The sequence below is a fragment of the Lutibacter holmesii genome, from assembly GCF_042679665.1.
In the GTDB taxonomy this organism is placed as follows: domain Bacteria; phylum Bacteroidota; class Bacteroidia; order Flavobacteriales; family Flavobacteriaceae; genus Lutibacter; species Lutibacter holmesii.
Genome location: NZ_JBHTMV010000002.1, coordinates 247,405 through 266,578, shown reverse-complemented (window position 1 = coordinate 266,578; position 19,174 = coordinate 247,405). Strand labels below are relative to the sequence as shown.

General features: G+C 31.9%; 27 protein-coding genes. All 27 read left to right on the top strand.

Annotation, left to right across the window (positions count from 1 at the left end; translation table 11 throughout):
* The first annotated feature begins 2 nt into the window (after positions 1-2).
* The 27 genes from ACFQ5N_RS02300 (at position 3) to ACFQ5N_RS02170 (ending at position 19,124) form a co-directional block, all read left to right on the top strand.
* A complete protein-coding gene (locus ACFQ5N_RS02300; protein WP_386807381.1) occupies positions 3-1,739 on the top strand; it encodes a terminase large subunit in 1,737 nt (578 codons plus the stop codon).
* Positions 1,740-1,917: 178 nt separating this feature from the next.
* The gene (locus ACFQ5N_RS02295; protein ID WP_386807379.1) at positions 1,918-2,223 is read left to right on the top strand and encodes a DUF1145 domain-containing protein; all 306 of its coding nucleotides are present in this window, start codon (positions 1,918-1,920) and stop codon (positions 2,221-2,223) included.
* 177 nt (positions 2,224-2,400) lie between these two features.
* Positions 2,401-3,279 carry a hypothetical protein gene (locus ACFQ5N_RS02290; protein WP_386807377.1) on the top strand — a complete coding sequence of 293 codons (879 nt, stop codon included), beginning with the start codon at positions 2,401-2,403 and terminating at the stop codon, positions 3,277-3,279.
* Between the two features lie 255 nt (positions 3,280-3,534).
* Positions 3,535-3,849 (top strand): hypothetical protein, encoded by a 315-nt coding sequence (locus tag ACFQ5N_RS02285; protein ID WP_386807375.1) that lies wholly within the window; start codon positions 3,535-3,537, stop codon positions 3,847-3,849.
* 10 nt (positions 3,850-3,859) lie between these two features.
* Entirely contained in the window at positions 3,860-4,102 is a 243-nt protein-coding gene (locus ACFQ5N_RS02280) for a hypothetical protein (RefSeq protein WP_386807373.1), read from the top strand.
* Between the two features lie 195 nt (positions 4,103-4,297).
* Positions 4,298-4,903 carry a hypothetical protein gene (locus ACFQ5N_RS02275; protein WP_386807371.1) on the top strand — a complete coding sequence of 202 codons (606 nt, stop codon included), beginning with the start codon at positions 4,298-4,300 and terminating at the stop codon, positions 4,901-4,903.
* Between the two features lie 13 nt (positions 4,904-4,916).
* On the top strand, positions 4,917-5,183 hold the full coding sequence (locus ACFQ5N_RS02270; protein WP_386807369.1) for a hypothetical protein: 267 nt from the start codon (positions 4,917-4,919) through the stop codon (positions 5,181-5,183).
* Between the two features lie 336 nt (positions 5,184-5,519).
* The gene (locus ACFQ5N_RS02265) at positions 5,520-5,696 is read left to right on the top strand and encodes a hypothetical protein (protein ID WP_386807367.1); all 177 of its coding nucleotides are present in this window, start codon (positions 5,520-5,522) and stop codon (positions 5,694-5,696) included.
* Positions 5,697-5,728: 32 nt separating this feature from the next.
* Positions 5,729-5,887, top strand: a complete 159-nt coding sequence (locus ACFQ5N_RS02260; protein ID WP_386807366.1) for a hypothetical protein — start codon at positions 5,729-5,731, stop codon at positions 5,885-5,887.
* Positions 5,888-5,922: 35 nt separating this feature from the next.
* The gene (locus ACFQ5N_RS02255) at positions 5,923-6,078 is read left to right on the top strand and encodes a hypothetical protein (protein ID WP_386807365.1); all 156 of its coding nucleotides are present in this window, start codon (positions 5,923-5,925) and stop codon (positions 6,076-6,078) included.
* A gap of 238 nt (positions 6,079-6,316) precedes the next feature.
* Positions 6,317-6,532: a hypothetical protein gene (locus ACFQ5N_RS02250; protein ID WP_386807364.1), complete on the top strand. Its 216-nt coding sequence runs from the start codon at positions 6,317-6,319 to the stop codon at positions 6,530-6,532.
* Positions 6,533-6,666: 134 nt separating this feature from the next.
* Positions 6,667-6,969 (top strand): hypothetical protein, encoded by a 303-nt coding sequence (locus ACFQ5N_RS02245; protein WP_386807363.1) that lies wholly within the window; start codon positions 6,667-6,669, stop codon positions 6,967-6,969.
* Positions 6,970-7,030: 61 nt separating this feature from the next.
* Entirely contained in the window at positions 7,031-7,321 is a 291-nt protein-coding gene (locus ACFQ5N_RS02240; protein WP_386807361.1) for a hypothetical protein, read from the top strand.
* A 304-nt stretch (positions 7,322-7,625) separates the two neighbouring features.
* The gene (locus ACFQ5N_RS02235; protein WP_386807360.1) at positions 7,626-7,925 is read left to right on the top strand and encodes a hypothetical protein; all 300 of its coding nucleotides are present in this window, start codon (positions 7,626-7,628) and stop codon (positions 7,923-7,925) included.
* 16 nt (positions 7,926-7,941) lie between these two features.
* Positions 7,942-8,211, top strand: coding sequence for a hypothetical protein (locus tag ACFQ5N_RS02230; protein ID WP_386807358.1), 270 nt, complete (start codon positions 7,942-7,944; stop codon positions 8,209-8,211).
* A 403-nt stretch (positions 8,212-8,614) separates the two neighbouring features.
* Positions 8,615-9,856 carry a phage portal protein gene (locus ACFQ5N_RS02225; RefSeq protein ID WP_386807356.1) on the top strand — a complete coding sequence of 414 codons (1,242 nt, stop codon included), beginning with the start codon at positions 8,615-8,617 and terminating at the stop codon, positions 9,854-9,856.
* Positions 9,849-10,487, top strand: a complete 639-nt coding sequence (locus ACFQ5N_RS02220) for an HK97 family phage prohead protease (protein ID WP_386807354.1) — start codon at positions 9,849-9,851, stop codon at positions 10,485-10,487. The genes ACFQ5N_RS02225 and ACFQ5N_RS02220 overlap by 8 nt, the downstream gene beginning before the upstream one ends.
* 6 nt (positions 10,488-10,493) lie before the next feature.
* Positions 10,494-11,741, top strand: coding sequence for a phage major capsid protein (locus ACFQ5N_RS02215; protein ID WP_386807352.1), 1,248 nt, complete (start codon positions 10,494-10,496; stop codon positions 11,739-11,741).
* Between the two features lie 89 nt (positions 11,742-11,830).
* The gene (locus ACFQ5N_RS02210) at positions 11,831-11,992 is read left to right on the top strand and encodes a hypothetical protein (RefSeq protein ID WP_386807350.1); all 162 of its coding nucleotides are present in this window, start codon (positions 11,831-11,833) and stop codon (positions 11,990-11,992) included.
* A gap of 7 nt (positions 11,993-11,999) precedes the next feature.
* Positions 12,000-12,569 (top strand): head-tail connector protein, encoded by a 570-nt coding sequence (locus ACFQ5N_RS02205; RefSeq protein ID WP_386807348.1) that lies wholly within the window; start codon positions 12,000-12,002, stop codon positions 12,567-12,569.
* Positions 12,569-12,904, top strand: a complete 336-nt coding sequence (locus ACFQ5N_RS02200) for a phage head completion protein (protein ID WP_386807346.1) — start codon at positions 12,569-12,571, stop codon at positions 12,902-12,904. Before ACFQ5N_RS02205 ends, ACFQ5N_RS02200 begins: the two co-directional genes overlap by 1 nt.
* Positions 12,905-12,962: 58 nt before the next feature.
* A complete protein-coding gene (locus ACFQ5N_RS02195) occupies positions 12,963-13,442 on the top strand; it encodes an HK97-gp10 family putative phage morphogenesis protein (protein WP_386807344.1) in 480 nt (159 codons plus the stop codon).
* Positions 13,443-13,793: a hypothetical protein gene (locus tag ACFQ5N_RS02190; protein WP_386807342.1), complete on the top strand. Its 351-nt coding sequence runs from the start codon at positions 13,443-13,445 to the stop codon at positions 13,791-13,793.
* Between the two features lie 5 nt (positions 13,794-13,798).
* Positions 13,799-14,206, top strand: a complete 408-nt coding sequence (locus ACFQ5N_RS02185; protein WP_386807340.1) for a phage tail tube protein — start codon at positions 13,799-13,801, stop codon at positions 14,204-14,206.
* Between the two features lie 17 nt (positions 14,207-14,223).
* On the top strand, positions 14,224-14,589 hold the full coding sequence (locus tag ACFQ5N_RS02180) for a hypothetical protein (RefSeq protein WP_386807338.1): 366 nt from the start codon (positions 14,224-14,226) through the stop codon (positions 14,587-14,589).
* Positions 14,590-14,922: 333 nt separating this feature from the next.
* A complete protein-coding gene (locus ACFQ5N_RS02175; RefSeq protein WP_386807337.1) occupies positions 14,923-16,878 on the top strand; it encodes a phage tail length tape measure family protein in 1,956 nt (651 codons plus the stop codon).
* Entirely contained in the window at positions 16,878-19,124 is a 2,247-nt protein-coding gene (locus ACFQ5N_RS02170; RefSeq protein WP_386807336.1) for a hypothetical protein, read from the top strand. Before ACFQ5N_RS02175 ends, ACFQ5N_RS02170 begins: the two co-directional genes overlap by 1 nt.
* Positions 19,125-19,174: the final 50 nt, after the last annotated feature.

Here is a 19,174-nt window from a genome sequence, read left to right as displayed (position 1 = left end):
TTTTGGAAATAACTACTGCACAACTAAATTCAGTACCGTTTAAATATGCTGCAGCTGTACGTACTGGCGAAATTATTGCCGGAAAACGTATAAAACAAGCTGTTGAAAGGTTTTACACCTGGATTGAAACCGCTGATGATGATGGTTATTATTTAGACCATCAAAAAGGGCTGCAAGTTATTAATTTCTTTCATGTATTTTTAATTCATACAAAAGGTAAAATGGCCGGTAAACCATTTATTTTGTCACCATTTCAACAATTTACATTGTACAACCTATTTGGTTGGCTTGAAAATACTTCACAAGGGCAAATCCGCAGAATAAATAATGTTTATGAAAAAATAGGGAAGAAAAACGGAAAAACCGCAGTAATGGCCGGCGTTGGTTTGTATTGTATGAGTTTTGATTTAGAATATGGTGCAGAAATATATGTTGGAGCCACAAAGGAAGATCAGGCAAAATTATGCTTTAATCAAGCCGCAGACTTTATAAATCGTTCTTCAGCATTAAAAACAATGGGTTTTTCAACCTATCAGCGTGAATTAAAGTTTAAAAAATACGGTTCATCATTTAAACCGTTAGGTGGTGACAGTAAAACGCAGGATGGAATTAATGCGCATTTAGCAATTATTGATGAATACCATTCACACCGTGACGATTCTGTAAAAGAAAATTTAGAAAGTAGTATGGCGGCGCGTATTCAGCCAATAGTGTACACTATTACAACTGCCGGTGTAAATATTGCCGGAGTTTGTAAAAAGTTTGAAGAAAGTTGTGAAAATATTTTAGATGGTACAGCCAAAGATGATCACTTTTTTATTATGATGCACGATTTAGATGCTGATGATGATTGGCAGTTAATTGAAAACTGGACCAAAGCCAATCCAAATATGGGTGTTAGTGTTGAAAAATCATTTTTAATTAAAGAGTATAACAAAGCAAAAAATCAACCTTCAAAAATTCCAAATTTTAAAACCAAGCATTTAAATATGTGGGTTGATGCGCCTGAAATTTGGATTCCTTCAGAAATATGGAAAAGAAACAACGTTGAAGTTGAAGATTATGAAGCTTTATTTAGAAAAAAAGCAATGAAATTTGGTTGTTATGCTGCCACCGATTTAAGTACACGAATTGATTTAACCGCATTGGTGTATTTAACAAACCCTGATGAAGATGGAAACCGCTTTGTAAAACTGTTTGCATTTTGCCCTTCAGATAATATTGATCAGCGAAGTAAAGAAGATGCAGTTCCATATCGTTATTGGGCAGATGCAGGATATTTAACAGCAACACCAGGAAACGTAATTGATTATGAAGAAATTAAAAAAACAACATTACACCACCATTTTAAATATCATACCGTGCGCAATGAGTTTGATCAATGGAACGCAGAGCAGTTGCGTAATGATTTAGCGCAATTAGGTGTTGAAACTTCATTTTTCAGCCAATCCATTGGTGTAATTAGTGAACCAACAAAGGAGTTGGAAAAATTAGTGTATGAAGGTAAAATTAAACACGATGGAAACCCAATTTTAGAATGGGCGTTAAGTGGTTGTGTAATTTATAAAGATGCCAACGAAAATATAAAAGTTCATAAGGGCCGCAGTCACGCAGGTGTAAAACGTGTAGATCCAATTATTGCATTAATAATGGCGTTAGGTGGCGCAATTTCGGTGGAAGAAACCAACAATAAAAGTAAATACAATGATCCGGAAGCTGAAATTTCATTTGGGGTTTAATTGTGAAAAATACAAAGGTTGTTGCAAGTAAAACTGGCGAATGAAAAAACGAAATGAGAATACAAACAGTTTTATTTGTTCCAACTGTACCAGTACAACATTAGAAATTTTAAAAAGCGGTGGCTTACTGCGTTAGCAGAATAACGCGAAATAATATTAATATTTAAAATAAAAAACAATGACACAAGAATTATTTATTGCAGGGATTACAATTATGCTTTTAGCATTTATTCAAAACATTTCATTTTCTTTAGTTTCAAGAAGTAGAAATAGAGATAATATGAAGTATCATATCATAGCTTCTGGGTTCTCAAATACTATTTGGTTTTTAACTTTTAAAGAGTTGATTTTGCACGATATGACACTTTGGGTTTTGCCTTTTTATATGGTTGGCACTATTACAGGTTCAGTTTTTGGAGTTAAAATATCAATGCGAATTGAAAAATGGTTAGGTGCTTCATCTGATTCACATTTAAAAAAATAAGCGGTGTAGATGGCTTAAAATTTTTACTGTTGTGCGGAGTTGTTGTTAGTTTTGGCATTTAGATAGCTGATATACGTAAGAGTGGAATCTGCCAATATTAACTACAACTGTAGCAGTATATGAGTAGAAAAAGTTTAAAGAAAGGGAAATTAAATTGAAAATTTAAAATAACACGTAATGAAATTAAAAGATAATAATAACATATTTTGCACTATTTCTGCTGGTTACAGTAGTGTTTTAATGGGTGTAAAATTAAAAGAATGGTTTCCGAACCATAATATTATTTACGCAATGGCAAATACAAGCAAAGAACGTGAAGAAAGTTTACATTTTATGAATGAATGTGATAAGTATTTTGGTTTAAATATGGTTTGGATTGAAGCTAAAATAAACCAAGAGAAAAGAAAAGGTACAGATTTCAACATAGTTACTTACGAGAACTTAAAACGTAATGGTGAATTATTTGAAGATGGAATTAAAAAATACGGTATACCTTGTAAGTTTAATAAATGGTGTAATCGTGAATTGAAATTAGTACCATTGAAAAAATATGCTGATAGTGTTTTTGGTAAAAATACTTATTCTATTGCTGTTGGTTTACGTGCTGATGAGATGGATAGGGTTCTATTAAGTTATAAAGATAACAATGTTTTTTATCCTTTATTAGATAAAGGGGTAAATACAAGAGATAGAAATAAATTTTGGAAACACCAACCGATAAAATTAAACTTACCCGCTTACAAAGGTAATTGTGATTTTTGTTTTGAAAAAAGTATCCGTAAATTAATGACAATTGCAAATGAGGATAAGCATTTGATAAAATGGTGGGGTGAAATGGAGTGTAAATATTCCACAACTTCTTTAGATGGTAAGGATACTTATAATAAATATATTGATAAGTTTAATCGCATTTCTTTTTTTAGAGATAATAGGACGGTAAAAGATATTGAAGTATTGGCAACAAAACCATTTAGTAAAGCAACTGATGAATATATTTATGAGAATGATTTATTTGATTTAGAAGGTGATTGCGGTGCAGGTTGTAAAGTATTTTAACACGTAATGAGAATAAAACAAAAGCGCAAAGGCAAACTTTTTTTACTTATATGCGCTGTTAGCAAATCGTTTTAATGTTTGCTAACTGAATGTGTGCAATGCAAGTATTTTTTAAAAAGCGGTGGCGAATTGCGTAGCAAAATAACACGTTATTAAAAAGTTTCGTAAAAGTTTCGTAATTTTCTGAAATTATTTCAGATTTATAGTTGTTTATCCGAAAATATTTCCGATATTTGTATAACAAAACAAAGAGATATGGAAACTAAACAATTTTTATCAGATAACAGAGAATTAGTAATTAGATTTTACAACGGTAACATTAAAAATGATACTGATTTATCTTTAAAAGATTTTATGATTATGTTAATGAATGATTTTAAACACATTGTTAAAGTTGTTGATATGTATTCTGAAAAAAATCTTTTTGCTAATATGTTTGAAATTGAATCTTCAATTAGTGACAATTACGAAATTGGAACAACTTTTTCAACTCCTTATTCTGAAAGCAATCACGCAAAAAGTGTTAACTATTACGGAAAAAATAAAACAAACCAATTTAATAACTTATAAAATTTTAATTATGAAAACTACAACAATTTACACTAACGGAAAAAGCTTATTTACATTAGAAGATTTTGGAAAAACAGCAGGTATTTCACACCCTTTAAATATTACATTTCATAGTGAAATAGATTCTTTGACTAAAAAAGCAATGCACGAAAAAGGACAGTTGCATTATGTTTTTGGAACTGGAGATAGAAAAGAGTTAGCAAATGTTAATTTAAAAAGAGGAATGAAGTTAAAAAACTTTGAGATTTTTTAATTATGAAAGATTTAATTAATAGCCAAATAAAGGAGCTTTACAAAAGTAAAGCTTCTTTTTGTGAACAAAATAATCATAAGTACAAAGATTTTGCAAGTAAATTACGAACTGTTGAAACAAAAATTAACTGGTTAAATACTTTTTTGAAACCTTTAAAATTAACCGTAACAATAACGTTTTTAAAATAATATAATTATGGCTTGGTACGATTTAAAACCTGAACCTCCAAAAACTAAAAAAGAAGAAAAGAACATTGTGCTTTTTAAAAAGTTTATGGAAATGAATTATTTTAGAGTTAGAAAAATAAATGAAATAATTTCAGAACCACAAGAGAACGAACAGTATAGAATTATTACACAACAATCATTTAATGGATTCTCAATTTTGTTGTGGCTTTTAGAAAAAGATGAATATGAAGAAATATATTTATCAACATTTTCTTTAGATGAAAAAACAGCATTGGCAATAGTTGATCTTATAAAAGCAACACCAAATATTAAATATACTTTAATTATAACTTCTCTTTTAAAATACGATAGAAAAGGCCGTTTTAACAAATTAATTGATTGCGCAAAATATAGTCCAAATTTTACTTTTATTGAAGCTTTTAACCATACTAAAATAATAATGGCTAAAAGTAAAACAAATTACTATGTTATTGAAGGAAGTGGAAATTTAAGTGCAAATGCAAGAATAGAACAGTATTTGTTTGAAAACTCAAAAGCTACTTTTAATTTTCACAAATCCTGGATGGATGACATTTCACAATTTTCAGCTAAAAAAGATACAATTATACATTAAAAAATATTTACAAATGCAAATAGAAAAAGAGCAAGAAGAACAGATTGTTAATTTTGGAGCGTTCCAATATAATAATTTAAAAATGGCTAACATTTTAAATGTAACTGAAAAAGAAGTTGAAATTGAAATGGAAAATAAAAATTCACTTTTATACAACTTATATTTAAAAGGTAAAGATCGCGCAGATTATGTGATTGATTTAAAACTTTTTGAAATGGCTAAGTCCGGCGATATTAAAGCATTGAACAAATTTGAAAACCGTATATTTTTACGTAAATAATTGCGTTATGTAGCACGTGTAGATGGCTAAAAAATATTTGCTTTGCGCATAGTTGTTGCAAGTACGGCTTATCCGTTATGATGTACGTTTGAGTGGTTTCTGCCGTATTTGTTACAACTGAATAGTATAATAAATGGGTGGTGGAATAGCAGCAAGCCTTAATAAAAGTAGCAGGTGTACAACTGAAAAAAATACTGATTAAATCTACTTTAGCCACCTATTTTTTATGCATAGTTATATAAAGTACGGCTACGTAGCCCTTGCGCAATGAGAGTTAATTCAGCCGTATTTTTTATAACTGTAATAGAGTAACCAATTTAATTAAAAAATATAGATATGTATAAAAGTTTAAAAATAGGAATAGAAAAAGAAATAAATTTTAGTTTTAGTTTTAGTAGAAATGCAATATTAGATTTAAAAATACGCTTTTGTAATGAAAAAGTTTATAATGGATTTATAAATTTATTTTGGTTAAAAGTATCGTATTATGATTATGATAATATGCCTTTTTAATTATTTTGGTTACGCATAGTTATACGGCGTTTATGGATAAAAAGAAAACAAATATCGGATTAAAAGACAAAAGTGCAAAAAATGCACATTGGTACACTTGCCATTATAAACTAGCTGTTAAAAATTGTGGTATCACAAATTATAGTAAGCCAGAAACCTACGTTATAAATCAAACCATAAATGACTTATAACTTAACACGGATAAAAACTTTTAATATAAAACATTATGAAAACAAAAACACAAATAGAAAACAAATTAGTTGATTTATATTTTAAATTAGAACAATTAATTGAAGATGAAACACACGGTTGGTCAAATAATACACCTGATAAAGAAGCATTAAAAAATGAAATAAAAGGATTAGAATGGGTTTTAGATTAATTGTTTTTATGCGGAGTTGGCAGAAGTAAGCGATTAAGCAAGAAAAACATTTCGAAGTTAACACCAGAGCAATTTAAATTATTATTTGGTATTACAGAACATAGCAAACCAAAACTAAACAATGAAGAATTTAATAGTTTTAAAAGTAGTAAAACAAGTATAAAATACTAGCTTATTACTGCCAACTGAATAGTATAACAGAATTTTAAGAAATATTAACAAATTAAATAAATAAAAAATGAAAAAAATAAACTTTGCAATTAAATTAGGTGGAATATTAATAGTTTACTGGATTGTTTACAATACGTATTTTGGATGGAATATGTATCCTGAAACTGAAATGGAATTAAACTTTGACAATGTTTTTAAGTATGGAATGTACTTTTGTGTTTGGGTTTATTTTTTACCACTTTGGGATGCTTACCAAAAATTTATAAAAGATTACGTAGGTTAAAGTACTGTTATACATAGTTGGTAGAAGTAAAACCTTACCGTTACAGATATACGTTTGAGTGGTTTCGGTTTTATTACTACCAACTGAATGTGTGCATAATTAGTGGCGTAAGATTAACAATAAACTTAATAAAAATGAAAATAGAAGATTTAAACTACATTAAAAACACCTTGAATTGGTTATTAGAAAACAACCAAGAAGAAAATCCAGAACACGCTTTTAATACAATCTATAATTCAATAAATAAGATTGATGAAGCCATTGATTATGCGCATAGTTCTTCACAGTTAAAGGAAAAGGAAAAAATATCCTTTGGATTGTGGAGAATAAAATGTGAAGATGTACAAGCGTTTGGAAAACTTTGGAAGTACAAAAATAATATAATGAGTGATGATAGGTTACTACAAGAATACAATAAGATAAAAGACAGCCTTTAATTGTTTAGAACTGTATTTTGGCATAACAAGTGCCGTATTAATTAACTTAAACTATTGAATTATGAAAATAGAATTAACAAAAGAGCAAATAAGTTTGGTAAACAATATGATAAATGTAGAATTACATTACTCACAAGAAACTGTTTATGATAAAGGAGAACTTAAAAGACTGAAAAAGGCATTTGATATGCCAGTAGTTAGCCGAAGTAAGCGTAAAAGTACACTTGAATTATTTATGCAATTGATGGAAGAATTTAAAGAAGCGTGTAGTGAAGAGGACAATGGCATATATGATCCAATTGAAGAGTTTGCTAATTATATCGTTGATAAGTACGAAATAATAGAAAAATAGCTTATTACGGCTCAACTTTAATTAGATATAAAACGGCTTGACCGATACATTAGATTTAGCTGTTTTATATGCCTTAGTTCTCTAACGTTTTAATTTTAATATCATAAAAATGAAAAAAGTAATAGAAAATATAGTAATATTTACAATAATTTTAATAGGTGTATTAGCCTTACAAAATAAAGAAATAGCGATTGGTATAATTTTATTAATTATTAGCTTAGTTTTAAGGTTGCTCCAAAAAAATTAATATGTTTTAGAACTACTAATAACCCAACCCCAAAAACACACAACTAACTGTAAATCAATGAGAAATAGAACCAAACCAAAAATGAATGATTACCAGTTTATTCACATACCGAAGTGGAAAATACAAGGGTTTGATGATTACTATTTTACAGATGATAAAAAGTTATTTAACAAACGCACAAACCGATTCAGCAAAAAAAGAGTAAAAACCTATTCTGTTGGGTACACATTAAACGGAGTCTTTTACACTTTAAATAAAATGAAAGCATTAACCACTTTAATTGGTCCGGTAAGCTTCCAGGTAACAAATTTAAATTCAGTACAAAAATTATATAAGTATTTACAAAAAGCAGCATAACCAAACAAAACCGCAAATGGAAAAATCACAATTAGAACAGCAACACAAGGCGCAACTTCAAGAATTAAAACAACTGCGTAAAAAATATGCCATTGCACGTAAAATTGTAACCGCCGAAGGTTTTTACCAAACCTGGTTCAATAGTTTACGTAAATTTGAAAGCGGCGCAGCAGCGTTTGAAGCGTTAAACCAATTGCATTATAATACCGTTTTGCCACCGCGTTACAAGTACAGCAGTTATGTAACTTTTTTAAATGTAATTAAAAGAAGAAATTCAAAAAAATGAAATGTGAAAAACACAATTGTCCGTTAAAATATAACTGCAAATGTTATTACAGTAAATCAAAATATAAACTAATAATTGAAAATCCAAATTTAAGCCAATGCGTACAATACAATCCAATTCAACCATCAAAAAAAATAGTGTAATTATTACATTAATTATCACATTAATCCTGGTGCCATTTTGCACAACCTTTTTATTAGAGGTGCCAATTATTCAAAAATTAGTGATCCGCCAGGTGTTGGTATATCTGTTAATTATTATTGAATTTGTCGTAAATTTATTACTACTTAAAAATGAAATTCAGCCACAAAACGCGGCTTAATTCATAACAATCACATACTCAACAAAGTATATAAACTACGTTTAACAATCCACGTAATTTTACATTGTAAACCAATACGATGTGAATTTACAAAGAGCCTTACAACCGTTACTAAATTTAAGATCCGCCGTTACAATTCCAGTTGATAACGGTGGATTTATGGGTTTAATGGGTACCCAAACAAAAAACGGTGTAAACGTTTCACCGCGCAGCGCGTTAACACTTTCAGCATTTTTTAATGGTATTGAAATTATTACCAACGATTTTGCAAAGCTGCCAAAACAAGTATTTCAAAAAACCCAAGATGGCCGCGTAAAAATTGACAATCATCCAGTTCAATATTTATTATCAAAACGGCCAAACCAATATATGGGTGCGTTTATGTTCAACAAAATAATGTTGCAATATGCTATTTTAAAAGGAAACGCATTTGCTTTAATTGAACGTAACAATTATACTTCAGCACCAACCGCAATTCAGTTAGTAGATCAAGACCAGACACCTGTACAAGTCTTAAAAAACAACAATAAACTTTACTATCTTATAGATGGTGTAACTTACAACGCGGAAGATGTCATTCACGTGCCTGGTTTTTCTTTTAATGGTATTACCGGTATTTCAGTAATTCAACACGCTGCCAATAGTTTAGGTGTTTCATTGTCTTCTGCTGAATTTAGTGCAGAGTGGTACAACTCAAAAGGTATTGGAACCGGTATTGTAACCACTACCAAAGAAATGACACCGGATGCTAAAACACGTTATGCAGCCGCATTAAGTGATGCATTAACCGTTGCTTCCAATAGTTATAAAACAGCCGTTATTGATGAAGGTGCAAGTTTTCAAAATATTAAAATAACACCGCAGGAAGCGCAATTTTTAGCAACCAATAAATTTGGAATTGAAGAAGTGGCGCGTTTTTTAAATGTACCAACGCACAAATTAAAAAGCCTGGATAATACTAATAATTCAATTACTGAACAATTAGAAATCAGCCACGTATCAGATTCAATATTGCCTTGGGCTATAAAATTTGATGGTGAGTATGAATACAAGTTGTTTACCAACGCCGAAAAAAAGAAAGGAACATATTTACGAAGCAATGAAGCAGCGTTGTTACGTGCTGATAAAAAAACCCAGGCCGAATATTTTAGCAAGTTAGTAAATGCTATGATTATGAAACCTGCGGAAGCACGAAAACTGTTAGAGTTACCATTTGAAGAAGATGCAGATGTATTGTTGCAGCCGGTAAACACCCAAACAAAAAAACAATTTGATGCTAAATTAGAAATTAGTGCCAAATCAAAAAACATAAGTAATGATTAAATCAACCGTAATAAGAAGCAATGCATACGTGCGCAATAGTTCATTGGAAATGGCTGATGATGATAGCAATTCAGTTGAATTTGTTATTTCTTCAGAAGCTGTTGATACGTATGGCACGGTGTTTAGAATGGATGGTTGGGATTTAAGCCGTTATAAAAATAACCCAATTGTATGTTATCAGCACCGCAGTAATTCTGATGATCCTGATGATATTATTGGAACTTCAGAAGTGTTTGTGCAAAACGATCAATTAATTGCACGTGTAACTTTTGATGAAGATCCTGAAAACCAAAAAGCGCAAAAAGTAAAACGCAAAGTATTAAACGGCATTTTAAAAATGGCAAGTGTTGGAGCACACGTGAAAGATGGAAGAATGGGCGATAAAAAACGCGGTGAAGATCCTGAAGTAATTTATTTCACCAACCAAGAGTTAATTGAATGGTCCATTGTTTCAGCCGGCGCAAATCCGGATGCTTTAAAACGCAACGAACAAACTATTGAAGAAATACGCAATGAAGCAATAAAAAATATTGAAGTAATTGAGGAATCACACACAAAGCCGTTAGGTCAATCAAATAAAAAGAAAAGAAGTGTTATTGAAGCACAACTAAATATTAATCAAAATTTGTAAAAACAAATGAAATCAAGTAAGCAATTAAAAGAAGAACGTGCTTCAAAAATCACGGAGCAGCAAACACTTGTAAGAGGTGTTGAAGGAGATTTGGAAGGTGAAAATCTAACAAGATTTGACAACCTACAATCTGAAATTGATGCCTTTGCAGGATCAATTAAAAGAGCAGAACAATTTGAAGCTAATGAAAGAGCAGCAGCTTCAGTAAAAGGTTTAGTAATTAATGAACCAGTTGAAGAACCAAAAGAACAACGTTTTTCATTATTACGTTCATTAAGTGCATTGGCAAATGGTAAACCATTACACGCAGATGATGCAGCAATTCACGAAAGAGCAGTTGAAGAAATGCGTGCTGAAGGTTTAAACATTCCTGAAGGAAATGCAATTTCAATTCCAGGTTCAGTAATGCGTGCGCAATCTGTTGGTGATGATGCAGGTGCAAAAGGTGGTGCATTAGTAGGAAGCACACCAAAAATGGTTAGACCATTACAACCAGTATTGCCAATTGAGCAATTAGGTGTTAATGTAATGAGTGGTTTAGTAGGTGATGTGCCGCTGCCAACTTCAGGTGCGTTTTCATTTAGTTACACTGGTGAAACAGATGCAGTAAGCGGATCAGATGTTGATTTTGCCGGACCAACTTTAAAACCAAAACGTTGTAGTGGTGTTGTTGATATTTCTAAAAAATTATTGTTACAATCATCATTTAATGTTGAAGAATACATTATTGAGCAAATTAACATTGCGTATGGTAATGCAGTTACATTGGCCGCTTTAAACGGTGCCGGTGGTGATGCTCCTTCAGGATTATACAGCTTAATTACTTCAAATATTGATACAACTGCCGGTGCATTGTCACACGATACTATTGTAGCATTAGAAGGTTTAGTTGATGCGGCTGATGGTACAAATGTAAACCGTGGTTATTTAGCTGATACTAAAATTAGAGCTAAAGCAAAAGCAACTAAAATTGATGCAGGAAGCGGTATTTTCTTAACAGATGGAAAAGAGTTAAACGGTTATAATTTTATGGCAAGTACATTAGTGCCAACGTTAGATGATGGTGCAAGTCACCCAGTTATTTTTGGTGATTGGAACCAATTAACAGTTGGTTATTGGGGTGCAGTTTCAATAATTGTTGATCCGTACACACAAGCAGCTTCAGGTAAAGTTAGATTAATTATTGAAGGTTACAGTGATGTAGCTTTAACAAACGAAAAAGCCTTTGCAATTAACAAAGTTGCAACAGTTTAAAAATACAGTTAGTTAGTTTTTCATAGTAGTAGTTTTGGATTCGCTGCGGAATTGAGCAGCCGTGGCGAATCTTTTTTTAAACAAACAAAATGGCAACACGTAAACCAAAAATTAAAAATAAAAAGGTAAAAATTTTATTACCAGTAGCCGGCAAATTTAACCTTTCATTTGATGTTGGAAAAACATATACAATGGAAGTAAAACAAGCCAACGAATTAATTAAAGCGCAATACGCTGAAGAAGTAAAATAAAACTATAATGGCAACATATATCAATTCATTAATTCATCAATTTGAGCCGCTTATTACATTGGCTGAAGCAAAACAACAATTAAAGTTAGAAGCTTCCTGGACCAGTGAAGATGATTTATTACAACAATACATTGATGCTGCCATAATTACTGCTGAAAATTATACACAAATAAGTATAAACGAAGCAAAATTTGAAATTAAAACAACTGAATTTACTAACAATTTAAAAATAAAATTATCACCAATTACAGCAATAGACAGTATTGTTTATGTTGATGAAAATGGAGATGATCAAACATTAGATGCTGTTGAATATGAGTTGCGAAATTTTGACAATTATCAGCAGGAAGTGTTTTATAAAAATGAAGCTGATTTACCAAAATTAAGCAAAACAGAAGCAACGCCAGTAACTATAAATATTACAACTGGTTACGCTGCGCCGGCAGAAATGCCGCGACCAATTAAACAAGCGTGTTTGTTAATGATTACTTCATTTTACGAAAAGCGCGAAGATTCAGTTGAAAATTTACCAAAGGCAAGCACCAATTTGTTACGTGCTTATAGATATTATTATTAATGAATAAAAAGCCACAAATAGGAACATTAAACCAACCGGTAATTTTAAATAAAATTACAACGGTAGTTTCAGAAACCGGACAAAAATCAAAATCAGAAGTTCAGTTTATAAATCCGTTGTGGGCGTATTTAGATGATGTAAGCGGAAATGAAAGTGTTGACGGTAAAGTAATAGCCTTAAATGTACGTAAATACACCGTGCGTTACAATGAAGAAATTTTAACCGAAGGTGATAAAATGGTAATTGTGGATGCTGATGGAAGTTACAATATTCATTCCATAGAACAATTAGGCCGCAAAACCTATTTGGTATTAAAGTGTAGTAAACGTGAGTAAATTAAAAGATATAGTAACCTGGAAAGATGTGATTTTAGGATGATTTAAAATGTAAAACGTGCCAAAAAGTTTAGTTGAAATAAAAGGCTTTGCAGAATTACAGCAAAAAATTAAGCAATTACCTGATAAGGTAACAAAACGCGAAATGCTGAAAATATTGGGGCAAGTGGCAACGCCAACAGTTAATGCAGCAAAAGCAAGTGTAAAAGATAGTAAAAGGCCACATATTCAAAAAAGAAAAGGCCAAGCATTTGGAACATATATAACACCAGGAAACCTTAAAAAGTCTATTGGTAAAATTAGAGGAAAACGCGGATTAGGAAAACAAAACGCAGTGATTTATGTAGGAGCGCGTGCAGGGAAACGCCAAAAGAATGATGGTTGGTATGGAAAATTTGTTGGAAGTGGAACCATAAAACAAACGGCCAATCCATTTACTGAAATAGCATACAATCAAACCAAAGGAATGGTAACAGCAGATGCAGAAACAAAAGTTGAAAAATACATTCAAAAACAAATAAATAAATTAAGTAGTTAAATGTTTGAAATTTCAAAAATAATATATCAACTGTTAAATAGCGTTCAGTTATTGAGCGATAAAAATATTGATCCGCAGCCAATAATTTCAGCGCAGTCTGATGATTATCCGTTGGTAAATTATGCTATTTCTGAAGGAACTACTTACAGTAAAGAAAATCAATTGCAGTACACGGCAAGCGTTCGTATTTATACAGATGATGATTACGATGAAGCCTTACAAATAGCTGATGCAATTTTAGAAGCTTTTAAAGATTCTGCAATTAGATTTAAATACAACGGAACACAAGAACCGCAGGTGGATGCTTACGGTCAATATTATACAGAAAGTAATTATTCATTTAAAAAATAAAACAAATGGCATTTCAAGATGGTAGTTTAATGCGTTTAAGCGTTGACGGTGAAAACATATTTCACGAAACAAAAGTATCAATTTCAGGTGATACAGATTTTAATGATGTAGCAACAAAAGATACAGACGGAACAGTAAGTACACCAGGGCAAAAGAGTTGGAGTTTAAGTGTTGAAGGTGTTATGAGTAATGATGATCCTGGAACAAAACACGATGTTGCAAGCATTGTTGGTTTATGGAATACACAAGCGTTAGTTGAAATTATGGTAACTGATGCTGTTACAGGTCACATTGAATATAGCGGAAGCGCATACATTCAAAACTGGAGTAAAGACGCCGAAAACGATGAAAGTGTAACTTTTAGTTATTCATTAAAAGGAACCGGATCATTAACAGTTGGTGCAGTAGCTTAATTTAAAACAAATATCCAATGAACACACAAATTATTACTATAAATAAAGTGCAGTACAAAGTAAAATTTGGTATTAAATCAAATATTATTTTGGGTAAAATGTGGAATATTACCAAGCTTTCAAAAATTGGTGAAAAGTTATCAAAATTAAATTTTAAAGATAACCAAGAACCAACAATGCAACAAATGTTGGCAATGAGCCAGTTAGTGTTAAGTGGTATTTTATCTAAACAAAAAAATGCTGAAGTTGATGAAGATGATGTGTTTGAATTTATTACACAAAACCCTGCTGACACTTCAAAATTAATGGAACTGTACACAAGTTCATTGGCGCGAGATAATAGCAACACATCAAAAAACGTGAACCCGGATCAGAGGAAATAACCTTTGATCCGGATTTTGATGACTTAGAACAATTAGCTTGTGGTGAACTTGGTTTATCAATTAAAGAATACCACAATTTAACGCAACGGCAGTTTTTCAATATTTTAAAAGGCTACCGAAAAAAACAAGAGTTTGAATACAAGCAAAGTTGGGAGCAGGCGCGATTAATAGCATACTATTCCGTTCAATGGGCAAAAAAAGGACCAAAATTAAATGCATTTATGCCGTTTGATTGGGATGCCAAAGCGCAAAACCGCAAACCATTAAAGCCAACTATGACACGTAAACAAATGGAGGAAGTTTTTAAAAAACACAACAAATAAACAAACAAAAATGGCCGGTAGTTTAGCAAGTATAAATATTAAATTTTTTGCAGATCTAAAAGATTTTAGCACAAAAATGCAAACCGCCAACCGTACTTTAAAAAAGCACGGTAAAGCAATGACTAAGTTGGGTTCAACATTATCTGTTGGTTTAACTGCTCCAATGGCAGCTTTTGCAGCTGTTAGTTTAAAAAATTGGAACGATCAAGAAAAAGCCATTGCACAAGTAAACGCAGGTTTAAAATCAACTGGAAATGCTGTTGGTTATACTTCTGAAGAATTACAAAAAATGGCTGCTGATTTGCAAAACAATACGTTGTTTGGTGATGAAGAAATTTTAAAAGGTGCAACTTCGCAGTTACTTACATTTACAAATATTACAAAACAACAATTTGCACGTACACAAGTGGCTGCATTAGATTTGGCTACACGTTTAGATGGTGATTTAAAAAGTGCTTCTATACAATTAGGAAAAGCGTTAAATGATCCAATTGCCAATTTAAGTGCGTTAAGTCGTAGTGGTATTCAATTTTCAACAGAACAAACGGCTACCATTAAAACTTTGGCAGAAACCAACCGATTAGCAGAAGCGCAAACCATAATTTTAAATGAATTAGAAAAACAATATGGTGGAAGTGCAGCCGCCGCAGCCGAAGCAGGAACCGGACCATTGAAACAATTATCTAATATTTTAGGTGATTTATCTGAAGATTTTGGTGCCATTATAGCTGAAGCAATAACGCCATTTATTGCAAAGTTGAAAGATTGGGCCATTGCTTTTAAAAACCTTTCACCTGCAACAAAACAAGTAATTGTTGTTGTTGGTTTATTGGTTGCTGCAATTGGTCCGTTGTTGGTTGCATTAGGTTTTATGATGACCACGGTAATTCCTGGTTTAATCACGGCATTTACATTTTTAAGTACAACTGTGCTACCGGCAGTTGTATCAGGTTTTAATTCTTTGAATACTGCAATTTTAGCAAATCCAATTGGAGTATTAGCAGCAGCAGTTGGAGCAATTGTGTATGGTTTTACGGTGTTAATTCAAAAAATAACACCGGCAGTTAGTAAGTTAAAAACCTTTTTTAATTTAGTTAAAAGTGGTGGAAATCACGCGGCTTTTTTAAATTATCAAATGGCTGATCAAAATGAAGCTATGGATGCAGAAGCGCGTGCTGCTGAAGCTGCTGCAAAAGCGCAGGAAAAATTTAATAAAGAACAACAAAACGCAGCAATAGTTGCGGCAAATTTAACGGCTGTTTTAAAAAAACAACCGGATGCAACCACACCAATAACTTCTTCAACTTCAACCCAAAAAAGAGAAGTAAACACACCAATAACAGGCGAAGCAACACCGTTGTTTGCAATTCCAACAGTTAGTGGTGATTTAAAATTAGCATCTGATCAAGTTGCTACATTTCAAGATGAGTTAACAGCGTTTCAAGCTTCAGCACAAGAAGTTGGTTGGGCTGTTGGTGATGCTTTTATGCAGTTAGGAAGCAATATTGTTGCAGGTTTAGGTTTAGCAGAAACCGGATTTGGCGGTTTTGTTGGTGGAATGGTTGAAACTATTACGCAATTAATTGCAATGATGTTATCAGCTTCAATTTCGCAAAGTATTGCCGGTGCAACTGCTTCAGGTACTGCAACCGGTCCGGCGGCCGTTTTTACAACTCCTGCATTTATTGCAACCGCCGTTGGTGGTGTATTAAGCGCCTTTGCAGCAATTCCAAAATTTGCAACTGGTGGTATTGTTGGCGGTGATAGTTATTACGGTGATAAATTATTGGCGTTGGTAAATAGTGGTGAAGCTATTTTTAACCGCGATCAACAAAAAACATTATACAACGCTGTTGGTTCTTCAAATGTAATGCAGGTGCCTTACATAGCTGAATCACGTATTAGTGGTAGCGATATTAAATTGTCGTTAAAAAGAACAAATAAAAAAGATGCACGCATTAGCTAATGGCACAAATTTTAAAAATATCAATAATAGATACAGAAACTAATGAATTGTTAGATACTGAAGAAACCACTTCAATTAGCGCGCCGGTGTTAAATTATAGTGGTCAAGATGATAAGTATCAAACAATTATGGCTTCGCAATTAGAGTTTGATTTATTAGTGCAAAACGCTTCAAATGGTAAGTATTTACATTTATTTACCGGTAATGAAACGCGTTACAAAACCATTTTACAAGATATTACAGATAGTGAAAATCCGGTAACATTATGGCAGGGTTTTTTATTAGCTGAAAACTATTCAGAACCGTATCAAAATAGTGCGTTTTTTGTGAGTTTTAGTGCGGTTGATGGTTTAGGATTGTTAAAAAATAAATATTTAGATGATGATTTTTACAGCGACAAAAAAAACGTTGTTGAAATTGTAACAGCGTGTTTAAATTTAACGGGTTTAAGTTTACCAGTAAGCATTGCGCCGGCAATTGAAAATGCTGTAATTAGTTTAAATGTAAACGAAATTGCAATTGACACCAGTTGCTATGTTGATGATGATGAAAAATTAACAGCCTATGAAATACTTGAAAATTTAACAGTTGGCCACAAATTATTTCAGCAAAATAATCAGTGGTATATGGTTGGTTTTAATCGTATGTCAACAATTTGGTTAAACTTACAAAACTATACTTCCGTAGGTGTATACATTAATACTGAAGAATACCAACGTAAAAATAACATTGCAACATTTGAAGCAACACCAACAATTACAATGGTGCCGCCACAAAAAACCGTTGTTGTTGAATGGGAAAAAAACGAGCGTTCAAATATTTTAGTTGAAGATATTGTGTATCAAAAACCGGAAGGTGGTGAAGATAGTATTTACACGTATGCGTTAAAGTATTGGCAAAAAGTAAGCACTACCGTTTGGACTGCTGAAATTACAACCGAAAATATGTACGGCACTTCAGATTATGATGTTGATAATGGTGATTTAATTGGTTTGTATGATGGTGCTTCTGTATTGCCAACACCAAATAAAAAGAAATTTGCAGAGCCTTTTTATGTTGATATTGCTGAATATATTACTGCTGCAAACCTGGAAACAAATTATATTGAATTAATTGATCCGGTTTTTTTAGAAGGTGTGTACGGCGAAGGTTTAGGTTTTGAATTAAACATTGAATTTAAAAGTTGGATTGATGCCACCGCAGATATTGATAATGTTGAAGCTGCGTTTGATAATGGTGATTATGATCAGGTTTATTTTTACAGTATTGAATTAGATGGTGTTGAAATTTGTTCAAACAAAACTTCATTTTCAAACAATAGTTTTTATGATTACGATTTAAGTATTGTAACCGAAACCGCAGGAACGTATATAAAAGGAAGTTTATCAATTGACAATGTACCGGTTATTAATGATGGATTTTTAAATGTAAAATTACATCCGCCAGTTGGTGATGATGCAACACTACATTTACACAAAACCGTTTTTACTGAATTAGAATTAAATTTTACTTCAGAAGATACTGAAACTATTACTAAAGAGCGCGCAATTAATTACACAACTTTAGTTGAAGAAACTATTTTTCACGGTGATGCAAAAACCGGATTAACAACGCGTAAATTCCTGGTTGATGATAGCGTAGCATTTAGCGGTGTAACTATTAATGTTGATGCGCAGGAAACACAAATTTCTGCAACAAATTACACACATACAACTTCTGTTGATTTACCTGATTATAACCGTTGGGTGTATAATATTACAGATGATGAACATTATTTATTAAAACAAAACTACAATAATTTATACAGTAAATTAAGTGATGTATATGTGGCAATTCCAATTTTTAACTTGGAAGAAGATACAGCAACACAAAAGAAAATCACCATTTATTCAAGTGACAGCACATTTTTAACAACTTCACATACTATTTGGATAACAAGCGAAGCAACTACAAAAACATATGATGATATTACCTATGTGTACGATAAATGGAACCGTTACGGCGAAACCGAGCAAATAAAGTTTATTGAAGCGTACGCACGTATATTAAATGATATTGCACCAACGCCATTGCTAAAAATTGAAGGTGTGTTATTTGGTTTGCATTGGCCGTTAGATTTGTTGGAGTTTAATTATGTAAATCCGGCAAATTATCAGTTTGCAAACTTAGCATTGAATTTATCAACCGGCAATACAGATGCCGTAATAATTGCAGCAACCACAACAAATATAACAGATTATGAGTAGCAACAACACAATACATCATATTGCATTTGCAGTGCAACCAACAAATTTAA